This is a genomic window from Empedobacter sp. UBA7248 (genome assembly GCF_002472945.1).
Taxonomy (GTDB): domain Bacteria; phylum Bacteroidota; class Bacteroidia; order Flavobacteriales; family Weeksellaceae; genus Empedobacter; species Empedobacter falsenii_C.
Genome location: NZ_DKSU01000006.1, coordinates 21940 through 36237, shown reverse-complemented (window position 1 = coordinate 36237; position 14298 = coordinate 21940). Strand labels below are relative to the sequence as shown.

The 14298-nt window shown below is 30.1% G+C and carries 17 protein-coding genes; 4 read left to right on the top strand and 13 right to left on the bottom strand.

Annotation, left to right across the window (positions count from 1 at the left end; all coding sequences use genetic code 11):
• Window positions 1-4 precede the first annotated feature (4 nt).
• From B4A23_RS04875 to B4A23_RS04855, 5 genes are read right to left on the bottom strand one after another with little or no spacing between them, the layout of a single operon-like run.
• Window positions 5-1333, bottom strand: coding sequence for a DUF58 domain-containing protein (locus tag B4A23_RS04875; RefSeq protein ID WP_291117555.1), 1329 nt, complete (start codon window positions 1331-1333; stop codon window positions 5-7).
• Complete coding sequence (locus tag B4A23_RS04870; protein WP_291117552.1) at window positions 1333-2319, bottom strand: AAA family ATPase; 987 nt, start codon at window positions 2317-2319, stop codon at window positions 1333-1335. Before B4A23_RS04870 ends, B4A23_RS04875 begins: the two co-directional genes overlap by 1 nt.
• Window positions 2319-3563, bottom strand: coding sequence for a hypothetical protein (locus tag B4A23_RS04865; RefSeq protein ID WP_291117550.1), 1245 nt, complete (start codon window positions 3561-3563; stop codon window positions 2319-2321). The genes B4A23_RS04870 and B4A23_RS04865 overlap by 1 nt, the downstream gene beginning before the upstream one ends.
• A complete protein-coding gene (locus B4A23_RS04860) occupies window positions 3560-4222 on the bottom strand; it encodes a hypothetical protein (protein ID WP_180906296.1) in 663 nt (220 codons plus the stop codon). The genes B4A23_RS04865 and B4A23_RS04860 overlap by 4 nt, the downstream gene beginning before the upstream one ends.
• Window positions 4209-5204: a stage II sporulation protein M gene (locus B4A23_RS04855; RefSeq protein ID WP_291117548.1), complete on the bottom strand. Its 996-nt coding sequence runs from the start codon at window positions 5202-5204 to the stop codon at window positions 4209-4211. The genes B4A23_RS04860 and B4A23_RS04855 overlap by 14 nt, the downstream gene beginning before the upstream one ends.
• 29 nt (window positions 5205-5233) lie before the next feature.
• Between B4A23_RS04855 and B4A23_RS04850 the strand changes: the two genes are divergently transcribed.
• Together B4A23_RS04850 and B4A23_RS04845 are read left to right on the top strand one after the other, a co-directional pair.
• Window positions 5234-5956: an RDD family protein gene (locus B4A23_RS04850; RefSeq protein WP_114999751.1), complete on the top strand. Its 723-nt coding sequence runs from the start codon at window positions 5234-5236 to the stop codon at window positions 5954-5956.
• A 30-nt stretch (window positions 5957-5986) separates the two neighbouring features.
• Window positions 5987-6358, top strand: a complete 372-nt coding sequence (locus B4A23_RS04845) for a YchJ family protein (RefSeq protein WP_291117545.1) — start codon at window positions 5987-5989, stop codon at window positions 6356-6358.
• A gap of 34 nt (window positions 6359-6392) precedes the next feature.
• On the opposite strand, the gene B4A23_RS04840 is transcribed toward B4A23_RS04845, so the two are convergent.
• The 6 genes from B4A23_RS04840 to B4A23_RS04815 form a co-directional block, all read right to left on the bottom strand.
• A complete protein-coding gene (locus tag B4A23_RS04840; RefSeq protein ID WP_286484548.1) occupies window positions 6393-6854 on the bottom strand; it encodes a PEGA domain-containing protein in 462 nt (153 codons plus the stop codon).
• Between the two features lie 93 nt (window positions 6855-6947).
• Window positions 6948-7784, bottom strand: coding sequence for a tetratricopeptide repeat protein (locus B4A23_RS04835; RefSeq protein ID WP_291117541.1), 837 nt, complete (start codon window positions 7782-7784; stop codon window positions 6948-6950).
• Entirely contained in the window at window positions 7759-8241 is a 483-nt protein-coding gene (locus B4A23_RS04830; protein WP_291117538.1) for a hypothetical protein, read from the bottom strand. Before B4A23_RS04830 ends, B4A23_RS04835 begins: the two co-directional genes overlap by 26 nt.
• A gap of 63 nt (window positions 8242-8304) precedes the next feature.
• The gene (locus B4A23_RS04825; RefSeq protein ID WP_291117536.1) at window positions 8305-9018 is read right to left on the bottom strand and encodes a nucleotidyltransferase family protein; all 714 of its coding nucleotides are present in this window, start codon (window positions 9016-9018) and stop codon (window positions 8305-8307) included.
• A gap of 1 nt (window position 9019) precedes the next feature.
• On the bottom strand, window positions 9020-9442 hold the full coding sequence (locus B4A23_RS04820; RefSeq protein ID WP_291117533.1) for a RapZ C-terminal domain-containing protein: 423 nt from the start codon (window positions 9440-9442) through the stop codon (window positions 9020-9022).
• Window positions 9435-10451 (bottom strand): aminoglycoside phosphotransferase family protein, encoded by a 1017-nt coding sequence (locus B4A23_RS04815; protein WP_291117530.1) that lies wholly within the window; start codon window positions 10449-10451, stop codon window positions 9435-9437. Before B4A23_RS04815 ends, B4A23_RS04820 begins: the two co-directional genes overlap by 8 nt.
• A 105-nt stretch (window positions 10452-10556) precedes the next feature.
• Here B4A23_RS04815 and B4A23_RS04810 point away from each other — a divergent pair, with 105 nt between their 5' ends.
• Both B4A23_RS04810 and B4A23_RS04805 read left to right on the top strand, forming a co-directional pair.
• Entirely contained in the window at window positions 10557-11021 is a 465-nt protein-coding gene (locus B4A23_RS04810) for a hypothetical protein (protein WP_291117526.1), read from the top strand.
• Between the two features lie 76 nt (window positions 11022-11097).
• Entirely contained in the window at window positions 11098-11733 is a 636-nt protein-coding gene (locus tag B4A23_RS04805; RefSeq protein ID WP_114999737.1) for an NAD(P)H-dependent oxidoreductase, read from the top strand.
• A gap of 47 nt (window positions 11734-11780) precedes the next feature.
• On the opposite strand, the gene B4A23_RS04800 is transcribed toward B4A23_RS04805, so the two are convergent.
• Both B4A23_RS04800 and B4A23_RS04795 read right to left on the bottom strand, forming a co-directional pair.
• Window positions 11781-13427, bottom strand: coding sequence for a dipeptidyl-peptidase 3 family protein (locus tag B4A23_RS04800; protein ID WP_291117522.1), 1647 nt, complete (start codon window positions 13425-13427; stop codon window positions 11781-11783).
• A gap of 51 nt (window positions 13428-13478) precedes the next feature.
• The gene (locus tag B4A23_RS04795; protein WP_291117519.1) at window positions 13479-14183 is read right to left on the bottom strand and encodes a hypothetical protein; all 705 of its coding nucleotides are present in this window, start codon (window positions 14181-14183) and stop codon (window positions 13479-13481) included.
• Between the last annotated feature and the right edge of the window lie 115 nt (window positions 14184-14298).

The window sequence follows — 14298 nt, the reverse complement described above, 5'->3', positions numbered from 1 at the left end:
TTTTTTAAAATAAACCTCGCGCTTTTATCTCTAAATATTTATTGATTAAGTTAATAGACAATTCTTGTGGTTCGCAATAAATGGTTAAAATCCCAAATTGATGCAAACGATTTATGATTAATTCTTTGTCGTAATTAAACTTTTCGGCAATTGTTTGATCATAAATGTCAGTTGTAGTTTTTGCTTTCTGATAATTTAATTTCTTCAATTCCGAATTTTTAAAAAGAATCAAAACGACAACATGTGATTTTTTAATCAATTTCAGATATGGTAATTGACGTTCTAAACCATCAATTGTTTCAAAATTGGTGTAAATAAATAAAAGCGATCGTTGCGTTAATTTTCGTTTGATATAGGCATATAATTGTCCAAAATCACTTTCCAAAAAATCAGTTTGTACATTGTATAATTTCTCTAAAATCAATTGCATTTGATGATTTTTTCGATCAGCAACAACGTGATCTTGAATTCTTTTATTAAATGTAATTAAACCTGCCTTTTCATTTTTTTGAAGTGAAATATTTGCAACAACTAAACTCGAATTGATCGAATAATCCAACAATTTTAAACCATCAAAAGGCATTCGCATCGTTCTTCCCAAATCAATTAACGAATAAACAGGCTGCGATTTTTCTTCCTGAAATTGATTTACCATCAATCGATTTGCTTTCGCTGTTGCTTTCCAATTGATTAAACGATATTCGTCACCAATCGTATAATTTTTTATATTTTCAAATTCTGTATTTGTTCCAATTTTTCGAATTCTTTTCATTCCAAATTGATTCTGTAACTGAGCGGTAGAATACAATTGAAATTGTTTTAATTGCAAATAAGAAGGATAGCACGCAATTGAATTTGGTTCGTTTATTTTGATTTTTTTCTCAATCAATCCAAAAACAGAAATAAATACATTTGTTAATCCAAATTTATACGAACCTCGCTCTGTTGGTCGAATTTTGAAATCAAATTTAGTATTTTGACCACTTTTAAATCGTTTTCTAAACTTAAAATCTCTTAATTGTAATTGAACAGGAAACTCTTCTATAATCCTTACATTCAGCGGAAATTGATAATGATTTGTTACGAAAATTTCCAATTCATTTTCATCGCCATTTGATAATCGTTCTGGATAATTTCGAATAACTTCAATGGAAGTTTTAGGAATATAAACCAAAAATATTTCGACAATAACACTAACGATAAAGACAAGTGTCAAAATTTTTGCAATAATGTAAATAGGAGGTATAAAAAATGCGATCACATAACAAAATGTAATCAATAATCCCGCATAAAAAAAGCGATTGGTAAGAAATAAGCTTCTGAAAAATTTCATTAACGAGGAATTTCTACGCGATCAATAATTTGCTGAATAATATGTTGTGTTGTAAAACCTTCCATCTCTTTTTCTGGAACCATCACAACGCGGTGTCCCAAAATTGTATGTGCAATTTGTTTGATATCTTCTGGAATCACAAAATCGCGTCCATTCACCGCTGCATTAGATTTTGCTGCATCTAAAATCGCGATAGAAGCACGTGGCGATGCGCCCATATATAAGGTTTGATCGATTCTGGTTTGATGAACAATTGTCGCAATATATGTAATTAACGCTTCGTGTACGAAAACAGATTTTATTCGATTTTGGAACTCGATAATTTCATTTCCTGAAATTACTTTTTCTACCAACGATTCTTTGTCGATATTTTTGCGTTCTTGTTGTTCTTTCAATAATTCAATTTCACTTTCTAACGAAGGATATTTGACATAAATCTTGAACATAAAACGATCCAATTGTGCTTCTGGTAAGCGATACGTTCCTTCTTGCTCGATTGGATTTTGAGTTGCAAAAACCAAAAAAGGTGCTTGCAAAGGATAAGTTGTTCCGTCTACTGTTACTTGTCTTTCTGACATCGATTCGAATAGAGCCGCTTGAGTTTTCGCAGGAGAACGGTTAATCTCATCAATCAAAATAATATTCGAGAAAATTGGTCCTTTTTTGAACTCAAATTCATTGATTTTAGAATTTAAAATAGACGTTCCAATCACATCAGAAGGCATTAAATCTGGCGTAAACTGAATTCTACTAAAACCAGAATCTATCGTTTTTGCCAACAGTTTTGCCATCATTGTTTTGGCAACTCCAGGCAAACCTTCAATCAGAGAATGTCCATTAGAAAGCAAAGCCAAAATCAATTGATCAATAATATCATCTTGCCCGACAATTACCTTTTTCAATTCATTTTTTACCGCTTGCATTTTATGTTGTACATCCGAAAAATCGACTCTATTTTCGAATGGTTGATATGTATTTTCGCTCATTAGATATTTGCTTTTTGTTTATAGTTTTCGATGATTTGATACACAGTTTTCAAATCGTGTTCATTTGGTTGATTTTTTTGATAAATATTTTTAAGAATCGTGAATTTTTCAAGACATTCTTCTTGGCTTAAATTTGCTTTTTGTGCAACAATTTCAATGAATTGTTTATTCGTAATATCATCTGTTTCGATTAAAAATGTTTTTCTTAATTTGTATAAAAAATAATCGATTTTCTTTGAAACAATGTCTTTTACTTCTCCATTTTCTTGGTATAAAGAAGAAATTGTCTTAGCAAATTCGACGGTATGATTTTCTTCTTTGGTATAAATTGGAATGATGCGTTGTTCGCGTTTACTTCTAAAAATTAAAAAGAAGAAAAGTAAAACCAATAGCGTTATCCAAGCAGCTTTTAAAGCTGGTTCTCCCATTATGAAACGCATCATTGACGAACTTCCTGCATAAGTTTTCGAGGTATTGTACCAAAAAATAGTTTTTCCTTTTAATGGTTCTAAAACTGATTTTGCATAGAAATAACTGTCTTCATTTAATAAATAATAATTCGTAAAATAAAGCGGTTCTGCGTGATACAAATAATAACCTTTATAATCTTTTGGCTTTATTTTTAAATAATTTGGATAAGCTTTATCTTTATAAGTAAGTGTTCCAAGAATTTCAGAATCACTTGTGATGTCGCTAAAATAGTGATGTTCGATTTCTTTTTTCTTCTTTATTTTAAAAGATTTATTTGTTCTAAGCTCGAAATTATCATTAATATTTATAGTCTGATTGTACAACATATTCTCTTCAGATTCCGTAGAATCAGTTGTTGGTGTATCTGTAGAATACGTTTCTTCGGTAACTTCTTCATGTCCATTTGTATCATCTCCAAAATTGTCGTAATAATCTGCAATCATCACAATTCCGCCATTTTCGGCAATTTTGCTTAATAGATTTTTGGAAACTGTATCAAAATAAATCTCAGAACCAAGCACAACAACTGCATAATCTTTTGCTTTTTTAGGATCAATTTTTAATTCAGAAAGTTTTTCCAAATCTTTCATTTTTCCATTGGATAAATTTCCAAGTTCTTCGTGCATAATAAATAATCCGTACGGATCTTTACTATTTTGATAAAGGCTAACATCCCATGATTTAGGAAGTTTATAACGAAGTTTTGAGAAAGAAAATACAAAAATTCCGACCAATAAAACCGCGCCTAATAGAATACCTAATTTCTTTTTCATGAAGCTAAATATTGATTAAATTGATTGAAATTTGTCTTGAATTCGTGGTATTTATTTTCATCAATTTTAAATTCTCCAAACCAAACTTGATTAAAAATTTTAGTATTTTGATTGAATAAAATTTTTGATTTTTCGTCTTTAATTTGATTGATAAATTGCTGATTTGTTTTCTTTGGATCCCATTCAATCCAACCTTTTTTATCTAAATTTTGTAGATTTTGATAATGCAAATAACGAATTGCTAAAGCAAAATTTTGCTCCGTTTCTGCTTTATTGATTAAAGAATTCAAATTAACTTCTGCTAAATTTTCTTCGATAAAATCAAAATCAGATTCGTTATATAATTTTTTCGAATTTCGTTTGAGAATTCCACCATTTTTGTAAATACGTGTGGCAAGAAAAATTAAGAATAATCCAATTACAAAATAGAAAATAATTTCCCAAGGCAAATAAGAAAGAAATCTAAAAATCCCTTCGATTATTTTTGAGAAAAAACCAGGTTCGAATTCTTTTTTAGGTTTTGGAACATCTTCGTAATTAAATTCTTTTCCAGCATATTTTTCTTTGAATGCTTTAAATTCTGCTGTTTTTTCTTGTGCAAAAACAACGAATTGAATCAATAATAATGTAAATGTAAAAAATAGTCTAAATTGTTTCATTCGATTCTAAAGTTTGATTGAACGAAAAAGTTTTTTGTCTATTTTTTTGAATCGGATAAATGATATAATACCAAATAATTAAGATTAATGAAAGGATTATAACCGATAAACTCAATACAATATTTACATGATATAAACGCGTAATAAAACCTTCGATAAATCCAGCTATAATAAACATTGGAACAGTGCTTAATAAAATCATTACCGCTTCTTTCGCTTTGATTGTGAGTGATTTTCTTCGCGATAAAGTTTTTGGAAACATAAAGCCATTTCCTAACATCAAACCGCAAGCTCCTGCAATAATAATCACCGAAATTTCGATTGTTCCATGCATCCAAATTGCCGACATCGCCTTTCCTAAAACGCCTTCTTTGAAAAACATATAATGAAATGCACCTAACATAATTCCGTTCGAAAATAGAATATATCCTGAGCCAATACTGAAAAATAAGCCCAATGTAAAAGCAAAAAAAGCAACTCGAATATTATTGATTGTAATCGCTAATGTACTTCCTGTCTGGCTTCCTGATTTGTAAATTGCTGCAGGATCACCTTTTTTGATATTCATTAACGTTTCGTCTACATATTGATTTCCTAAAATTAATCGTGTAAAATCTGGATCGAAATGCGATGATAAAACGCCAATTAAAACCGCTAAAGCAAAAATCAGGAATGAATATAACAACATTTTGTGATTTTTGTAGACTACATTTGGCACATCTTCTTTGAAAAACTGTACAAATTGATTTCCAGAAGTTCGTTGATCTTTGTAAATTGACTGATGCGCAAATAAAGCTAACTCGTTCAAATAATCTTTTGTCTTACTTTTTGGGTAATAAGTTTGAGCAAACGCCAAATCATTTGTAATTTCGATGTAGTTTTTTGCTAAAATATCTGGATGAACATCAATTTTATTTTTCAAATTATGTTCAATATCAGACCATTTCGCCTTATTTTTATCAATAAAATGCGCTTCTCTCATAGTAGAGTAGTTGTTAATGAACCAAATATATGAATAAACTTTTAGTCAATACACCACAAAACGTGCAAATTGCTTATAATATTGCGCCACTCGGAAAACGTTTACTGGCTTATATTATTGATATGATTATCCGGATCGTATTAGTTTACGGCATGTCTTATTTTTCGGAGTTTATTCCGAATAGAGACGAATGGTTTCGAATGGGTATTTATAGTATAATAGGTTTTATATTTTTACTTTATCCGTTGATTTTAGAGATTTTGATGAAAGGGCAAACTGTTGGAAAATGGATCATGAAGATTCGTGTAATACGAATGGATGGAAACCGCGCCAATAATTTCGATTATTTCTTACGTTGGGTGATTGGTATTGTAGAATTGTTTTTATTTACTGGACTTATTGCTTTGATTACAATGATTATTAATAAAAATGGTCAACGTTTAGGTGATATTGTTGCGAATACGTGTTTGATTGACTTGAATCCGAAATTAGATTTATCACAAACCATTTTTGCTGAAGTTTCTGAAACTTATAAAATTCGTTTTCCGGAAGTTTATCGCTTGTCTGATCGTGATATTAATATTGTAAAAGAAAATTTTACGTCTGCTTTACACAATAATAATTATGATATTCTACTAAAATTAACGCGAAAACTGGAGGAAATAATGGAAGTGAAAAGTGATGGTTTAGGGAATATTGATTTTATTCAAGTGGTGATTCAGGATCATTATCATTACCACAAAGACAAGTAAACAGTATCTTTGCAAAAAATAAAGAATAAAATGAATTGTCCTTGTTGTTCTGGAAAAGAATATAAAAATTGTTGCGAACCTTTACATTTGAATGAAGAACTGCCAAAAACTCCCGAAGAGTTGATGCGTTCTCGTTACGCTGCTTTTGCAATGGTTTTGCCTGAATATTTAGTTGATACAACACATTCTTCTACACAAAAAAATAATGATTTTAGTGATATCGAAGATTGGGCAAAATCGAATAAATGGTTGAAGTTAGAAATTGTTTTTGCAAAAGATAATAAAGTTCGATTTAGAGCTTATTACCAAGACAAACAAGGTGAAATCTACGAACATGACGAGCTTTCTACATTTGTGCAAGAAAATGGAAAATGGTTTTATGTAGATGGAGAGTTTTATTAAAAAACAAAAGCCTCTGAAATAGAGGCTTTATATATTATTTTTTCAATTGAGCTACTTTTTCCCAAGAAGGATCAATATCCAATTTTACAGCAAAGTAAATATGATCACCTTTTTGTTTGAAGGCAGTTCCTTGAGCCATTTCAGCTTCTATTTGTTTTGGAGTTAATCTAAACATAGCTCCTGTTGCAGGATCTACAATAAAACCAATTACTCCTCCAAACATAATGTTACCTAAATACCAAGCGTTGAATTTCTTTGTGATTTTTGTCTCAAAAGGTTGGTATCCATCTAAAACAATTTTAACATCATAATTGTTTTTTCTTGCTAATTTAGTCTCAACTGGTGTTTTTCCAATTTCAGACTCGTTAATATAAACTGTTGCCTCAGACGGATTACTTGTAAAGCTAACTTTTTGTTTAGATCCAGAAATAATAGTTGCACAACTTGTGAAAGAGAATAATCCTCCTAAGAACAGAGCGATTGTAAGTTTTTTCATGTGTAGAATTATAATGTAAATATGTTAATTATTTCCGCAAAAGTAGAAGAATAAAATTATTGTACAAATTTTATTTTTAGGTATATTGATAATTTACAATTTCTTCAATTTATCATGAATTTCTGTATCATAAATTTCTAAAAATACTTCATCATAAGCATCTTGATTTTTATAATTATTTCTGATTAAATCTAAACTTTTATTATAATTTACTTTAGCTGAATCTTTTTGATTAGTAAGTCGGTACGTTTCGGCTTTATAATAATAGGCTTCCGCAATATTTTTATCTAAATCGATTGTTTTATTGTAAAAATCTAAAGCTTTTGAATAATTTTTTCGATCAGCTTCAATTTTTCCACGATAAGTGTACATTCTTGGATAGATATTATTAGGATTTTTTTCGGACGCAATAAATTTATCATAATAAATAATCGCGGAATCATAATTTCCTAAACCTTGATAACAAATTCCCATTTGAAAATAAATATTCTCGCCCCAAGGATATTCCACAATATTTGACAATTTATCCAATCGATGAAAATCTTTTAAGGCATTTTCGTAATCTTTTAGTTTTGTATATTTAATCCAACCCGTATAACCTAAATGATCTGTAGCGTTTAAAGAATTTGCCTTATTTAAGCGACGCATTCCTTCTTCAAAATCTCCTCTTTTATTGTATGCAACTGATGATTCCCACCAAAATTTAGAATTCTTAGGTTCTGATTTTAATAAACGATCAAACATAAATTCAGAATAATAAGAGCCTTGTGTATCACCAGCAAATACAAACAATTTATTGTTAGAAGAAAATAAGAATTTGTTAATGTAAAAAACACTTACACAAAAGATTGGAATAGAAATAAATAATTTCAATGTTCCCCAAATAATTCGCCACGTTTTCGACTTAAAAAATGTCTTCAACTTTTCCATTCTTTAACTTTATTTGTATTTGATAATATGAATCTTCATTTTTCCCGTTCCAATCATTTAATTGCTGAATAATCGCAACAATTTTCTTTTGCAAATCATCAGAAATTTCAACTTTTTTATAATCTTGGTCAACTGCTTTAATTCTGAAATAGCCAATTTCATTTTTACAATTAATCACAAAACGAACATTTATATTTCCAGAAAAATTAGGGAAGTTTAATTGATGAATTGGTTCAGAAATAGCTTTACGAATGCCATAACGTTCTGTTCTGTACCCCGCTTTTGTGCTATAATATTGATAAATCTTAGACGAACAAGGCTCGAAAGAAGTGCCTTTATCGATAATTTCTTTTTTATGAATATTCCCAACTTTAGTTTTGAAAGAAAAGTAAATTATTGAAGCGAGAATTATCACTACAACAATAGTTAAATAGACAAAATAATTGATGTATTTCATTCGGTCTAAGATATATAAACTTTTTGCAAAAAAAAACTCAATTCATCGAATTGAGTTTTTGATTTATTTAAAATAGTTTTCAGCTTCTAATACACTTTCTGGTCGACCAACATCGATTAAAATTCCGCCAGAATGGTCAAAACCAAGAATTGATTCAGTTTGCATTAAATCCATATAGACTTTCATGATAGAAAATTTGCCTTTCTCTGTAATTTTATCAAAAAGTGCTGGAGAAATAACATGAATTCCACTAAAAGCCAAATCTTTGCAATTGTCTAAGGAATCTACAGCTTTTATTTCTTCTTCGGTTTTCAGATTTCGCCAACCTTTCAATTCATTTTGCTTATTAAAAAATAGTTTGCGAGATGAATTTCTATCCGAAACAGCCAAGGTTACCAATGCTTTATTTTCTTGATGTGCTTTGATAAAATCAGCAAGATTTAGATCTGTTAAAATATCAACATTCATCACCAAAAAATCTTCCTCAAAATTAGCTTTTGCTTTCACCAAACCACCACCAGTTTCAAGAACTTGATCCGTTTCATCAGAAATAGTAATCTCAATTCCGAAATAATTATTTTCTTCTAAAAATTCAATGATTTGATCTGCAAAATGATGCACGTTAATCACGATTTCTTCAATGCCAAAAGATTTCAAATATTCGATATTTCGCTGCAAAAGAGGTTTTTCATTTACAACGGCTAAAGCTTTGGGATGATTGTCAGTAAATGGTTTTAAACGAGTCCCAAGACCCGCTGCAAAAATCATTGCTTTCATATTAATACGTCTCGTTTATCCAATTTTTTTCCTCTTGTACAACATGATGTAACGTAACTTGCGCTTCTGGAAATTTTTCTTGAATATGTTTTGCAGTCGCATCAGCAGAATAAACCGAACGATGTTGCCCGCCTGTACAACCAAAATTTATTTCTAAATTCTCAAAATCACGTTGCAAATAATCTTCAATTGAAATGTCAATAATTTGAAAAACGCCTTCTAAAAAAACTGCAATTTTAGTTTCTGTTTCCAAGTATTTTTTAACGTCTTCGTCGCGCCCTGTTTGCGTTTTATATTCCTTAATACGTCCTGGATTTAAGATTCCACGACAATCAAAAGCAAAACCTCCGCCATTTCCTGTTGGATCAGTTGGAATTCCTTTTTTGTACGAAAAACTACGAACGTTGATATTTAATTTAGCCATTTATTTTATGATTTATGCGTTCTAACGTTTCTGGAAGAACAAGGATTTTTATAATATGTTTTAATTCTGGATAATTTTGTAATATAGGATAATCGATTATAGATTCTAAGTTTTTAAGCCCAAACGAAATGCTTTCTAAAAAGTGTTTTTTTCTTTCAATAATTCCTCTCAACCCATAGGTTCCTAAAACTTGTAAAAGTCGAGCAACTACACAATATTCGTACGATTGACGAAAATCTATCGGAACCAAAGTCGGAATTTGTTTAGTTAATTCTTGGTAATAAAATTCGTACAATTCTTTCTTAAATTCAAACGGTAAATTGGCTTTTGCTTGCCAAATTAAAGAAACCAAATCATAGACAACAGGTCCATACAAACCGCCTTGATAATCGATAAAATAAGGTTCGTTTTGATAGATCATAATGTTGCGCGTTTGGAAATCTCTGAACACAAAACCTTGTGGCGAAAGTTTATCAAATTGAGACGCAAAACGATCAAAATCTTTGATTAATTTTCCTGCATTGTAATCGATTCCTAAGACATCTAAAAAGTAAAAATTAAACTGAAATAAATCTCTTAAAATTAATGTTTTATCTAATTTTGGATATGAAAAAGTATGATTAAAATCGATTTTAGTTGCACCTTGAATTTGAGCAATTGCTAATTTTTCTAAAGTCTTAAAATAATAAGGTTTTGCTTTTTCGAAATCATTCAAGACAACATTCATCAAAGTTTCGTCGCCAAAATCTGTTTGAACATAGGTTGTGAAATCTTCTGAAACTGAAACAATTTCCGGTATATTATTGATGACTTTTTTTAAATCTAATGAAAACTGAATAAACACTTTATTTTCTTCGATATTAGAGCTTTCAGCCAAAATATACGACTGATTTTGATCAAAAAATCTCGAATAAACTCGAGCCGAACCTCCTCCTGAAAGTTGAGTTAAACTTTCAATTGCTTTTTGAGTAAAGTTTTCTTGCAAAAATTGAGCTGTAGTATCGTTCATCAGAATATTTTGCGAAAGTTACGCATATCAAAAATGATTTAAAAATATTTGTTTGCTGTAACTTTTTTCAAAATGCTGCATCTATTTAGTAAAAGAGAAACTAATATGAAAAAAATAGCACTTATTATCGCAATGATTTCGTTACAATCATGTATTACAGTAAAAGTTAATGCAGATGTGGACTCGAATAATTTTTATAGAAAAGTGGATAATCCAAATATCAAATCGCAAGGAACTTTTTTTGACAAAGGAGTTGGAGATTCGAAATGGTCGAATTCGAATGGCGATAATTGGACAAAAGCGAAGTTTGAAGATGCTTCTGGAACGAGTTATATTAAGTTAAATATTTCGAAAAGCTTAACTGTTAATTTTCATTCGAATATCAAATTAGAAGGCGAAATGAATTTTGAAATTGTCGATCAAAATAATGAAGTTGTGTTTAATCGTCAACTTGCAAATTCGAAAGAAGAAAATTTTACAGTTGATTTAGCAAAAGGTGATTATCAAGTTCGTTGGAATTCTACGAATGCAACTGGAAGTTATTTTTTGGAATGGAAACAAGATAAATAACATAAATTTTAGCATATTTTTTGGTTGATCGATTACTTTTTTGATGTATTTTTAGAAAGATTTTAAATAAGTAATTATGTCTTTAATAGATGATTTGAAATGGCGTTACGCCACAAAAAAATATGATCCGTCTTTGATTGTTGAAGAAGAAGACGTTAAAAAAATTGTTGAAGCCGCTCGTTTAGCGCCAACTTCATCAGGTTTGCAACAGTTCAGAATTTTAGTTATTAAGAACAAAGAATTGCAACAAAAAATTGTTCCAATTGCCTATGATCAGCAAGCGATTGTAGATTGTTCGCATTTATTAGTTTTCGTGGCTTGGGATCGTTATACAGAAGATCGTATTGATGCAATTTACGATTACACAACGGATGAGAGAGATTTGCCAAGAGGTCGTTTTGGTTCATATACGGATAAATTGAAAGGAATTTATTTACCTCAAACTTCTGAAGAAAATTTTGCGCATACTGCTCGTCAAGCATACATTGGATTAGGTTTTGCTCTTGCTCAAGCAGCAGAATTGAAAATTGATAGTACGCCAATGGAAGGTTTTGATAATGCTGAATTGGATGATTTGCTTGATTTGAAAGAAAAAGGAATGCGAAGTGTTTTGATGCTTCCTTTGGGATACCGAGATAGTGAAGATTGGTTAGCACCAATGAAAAAAGTTAGAAATCCGATGAAGGATTTTGCAACGAAATTATATGAATAACAAAAAAGCTTTCTCAGATCTGAGAAAGCTTTTTTGTTGAATTTATTTTACAATCCCAACATTTTAGGACCTTGTTCGAAAACAACATCTACAGGAATATTTTTCGTTTTCAAGACATCTAAATCTTTTTGTAAATCGCCGTGAATAATTCCTTTATCAGCATATAATTTTTTCACACCATCATAATCTCCATTTCCTTGTAAGGTTAAAATCAATTCTGATAAACCATTCATTGCTTTTTCCATTTTAGCTACATTTACTTTGTAACGTCCATTTGCAGTTTTTTCGAAAGCACCATTTTCAGCAAAATAGTTGAACGCAATCATATTTGCTTGTCCATGAGCAGAACTCGCTCCAAAACGAACTGAACGTAAAATTCCGGCCAAGAAAGTCACAAAATAATCTTCTTGTGTTCCTGTCAATTCTCTTTTTTTCAATAATTGATTGACCATATACAAACCAAGAATATCTGCCTTTCCTTCTTCTAAAGCTGAATTAGCTTCTTTTAAAGCATCACGAACTGAACCTTTTCCATTCACCGTATTTTTGATTCCTAAACCATGCGCCACTTCGTGAAACATAACATTAGAAAAGAATGCATCAAATTTGATGTTTTTCTGTTGGCTTTCATCAATCAAAGCAGTCGCAATAGGTGCAAGAATTTTATCAAACTTGGCTTTCATAGCATTTTTTAATTGCAAACGGCGCGTTCCTTTTTCCAATTGAACTTTTTCATCATTTGGCAAATTAATCGCAATTGTTTTTCCAGCAGCGTTACAATCTCCCGCATAATACACAACATCATAGGCATTAAGATCAGAATCAGTTCCAGGAACTTCTTTTTTGTAGTTTGCAGAAACAGGTAAATTCTTCTGTAATTCTGGTAAATATTGAACAAATTTTGCCAATTTTTTCGACCATTCGATGTCTTTTACCAAAATATAAGCTGAATAAGAAGTTTTGTATCCAAATAATTGATCTTCATAATTTTCTATAGGACCAACCACCATATCAATGTTTGCATTTTTCATATCCATCCAAGCCAAATCACTTGCATAGAAATCATCACTCATCAAAGCTGCAGCACGTAATTTTAAATAATTTTTAAGTCCAGCATCTTCTGCTAATTCAGAAGCTTTTGTCAAATATTCAGCGGCTTTTGATAATTGATTTTTGAAATTTTCGCTATACGGAATCGAATATAATTTTCCTTCTCGATTACGACGAATAATAGAGTAGGGCGATTTACCATCTTTGATATTTGCTTGTTCAAATTCCTCTTTCGTCATATTAATAGGATAGAAAGTTGCACCTGCAGGTTTTGCTCCAATACCGTTTATAAAAGGCGCTTCGTTATTCAATCTATCCCAAGGGCCATAATTTATTTTTGCATATTCCTTGGCTTCACCTTTCGTTTCATCCATCAAATCTATTTTAGCACCATAAGCTTGTTGCCAAAATAAATCGTCCATAATATCGGCTGTTTTGAACATCAAACGTAAAATCTCTTTCTCATTTTTTGTTAAATGCGAAATATCTGTTGTTAATGGAACTTGAGCATAATATTGAAAAGCGTAATCTTTTGTCATTTCTGTTGAGGTTTGAGTTGATTCTGTTGCTGCTTTTTGAGTTGAACAAGAGCTTAAAACTCCAGCAAAAGCAATCAATCCCAAGAATATTGATGATTTTTTCATTTTAAATGTTTTGGTAAATTTAAGGAGAAAAGAATCTAAGATTCAATATTCTTAAATTTTAGATAAATTATTTTTTAGCTTTATACCAATTTCAGTTAAGTAAATAATTTCATCTCCGCCTTCTACTATATACTTTTCATAAGATTTCCAATCATCTTGATCTCTTACATTTATTTCTCCAGTTTCAGATGCACATATACCTACATTTATTAAGCTACTTTGAAAGTCTGATAAACCAGGATTATAAGATGTTATATTATTTTCAATTTCAGAATATTCAGAATCTATAAACCTTTCTAAATCTCCAATATATATTTTTTGAATAATTTGTACTCCCCTTAAGAAATCTTCGTACTGTAATTTTTCATTTAAAAAAGATTTAAACAACATTCCTGTGTATTGAGAAACAATATGATCATCACATTTATCTAAAATATAGATTAATTTTTCTCCAACTTTAATCTTTATTTTTTCTGATGAGTCTATTTTACTTATCATTTTTTTTCTCTTTTCAATATCAATTTCTTTAATCTCAGATATAAAATACATCAACTTTTTTATAAATAATCGATCTTTAAAGTTTATAGATGCTTTTGTAAGACCGACTATTGTGCCAATTATTGGTATATCTTTTAAAATCCCTTCTGAAAGAATAGAATCAATTAAAGTTTCAAATAAATCTATTGAAACATTTTGAAGTTCTGAATCTTTTAGAGTTAACTCGAGAGAGTTTGATAGTTTAGAGATTTCATTCATAGAGCATTTTATTTAATATTTTGGTAAAAATATATTATTATGAAACATTAAATAAAAAAAAATCTCAACTTCTACTGAAATTGAGATTTTATCTGGGTGAATGATGGGTCTCGAA

Coding starts and splice junctions, on each gene's coding strand:
- B4A23_RS04810 (WP_291117526.1), top strand. CDS start 10,557: ATGAAAAAAATAGCACTTATTATCGCAATGATTTCGTTACAATCATGT.
- B4A23_RS04835 (WP_291117541.1), bottom strand. CDS start 7,784: ATGGAAAAGTTGAAGACATTTTTTAAGTCGAAAACGTGGCGAATTATT.
- B4A23_RS04870 (WP_291117552.1), bottom strand. CDS start 2,319: ATGAGCGAAAATACATATCAACCATTCGAAAATAGAGTCGATTTTTCG.
- B4A23_RS04815 (WP_291117530.1), bottom strand. CDS start 10,451: ATGAACGATACTACAGCTCAATTTTTGCAAGAAAACTTTACTCAAAAA.
- B4A23_RS04800 (WP_291117522.1), bottom strand. CDS start 13,427: ATGAAAAAATCATCAATATTCTTGGGATTGATTGCTTTTGCTGGAGTT.
- B4A23_RS04820 (WP_291117533.1), bottom strand. CDS start 9,442: ATGGCTAAATTAAATATCAACGTTCGTAGTTTTTCGTACAAAAAAGGA.
- B4A23_RS04805 (WP_114999737.1), top strand. CDS start 11,098: ATGTCTTTAATAGATGATTTGAAATGGCGTTACGCCACAAAAAAATAT.
- B4A23_RS04860 (WP_180906296.1), bottom strand. CDS start 4,222: ATGAAACAATTTAGACTATTTTTTACATTTACATTATTATTGATTCAA.
- B4A23_RS04865 (WP_291117550.1), bottom strand. CDS start 3,563: ATGAAAAAGAAATTAGGTATTCTATTAGGCGCGGTTTTATTGGTCGGA.
- B4A23_RS04850 (WP_114999751.1), top strand. CDS start 5,234: ATGAATAAACTTTTAGTCAATACACCACAAAACGTGCAAATTGCTTAT.
- B4A23_RS04825 (WP_291117536.1), bottom strand. CDS start 9,018: ATGAAAGCAATGATTTTTGCAGCGGGTCTTGGGACTCGTTTAAAACCA.
- B4A23_RS04855 (WP_291117548.1), bottom strand. CDS start 5,204: ATGAGAGAAGCGCATTTTATTGATAAAAATAAGGCGAAATGGTCTGAT.
- B4A23_RS04795 (WP_291117519.1), bottom strand. CDS start 14,183: ATGAATGAAATCTCTAAACTATCAAACTCTCTCGAGTTAACTCTAAAA.
- B4A23_RS04845 (WP_291117545.1), top strand. CDS start 5,987: ATGAATTGTCCTTGTTGTTCTGGAAAAGAATATAAAAATTGTTGCGAA.
- B4A23_RS04840 (WP_286484548.1), bottom strand. CDS start 6,854: ATGAAAAAACTTACAATCGCTCTGTTCTTAGGAGGATTATTCTCTTTC.
- B4A23_RS04875 (WP_291117555.1), bottom strand. CDS start 1,333: ATGAAATTTTTCAGAAGCTTATTTCTTACCAATCGCTTTTTTTATGCG.
- B4A23_RS04830 (WP_291117538.1), bottom strand. CDS start 8,241: ATGAAATACATCAATTATTTTGTCTATTTAACTATTGTTGTAGTGATA.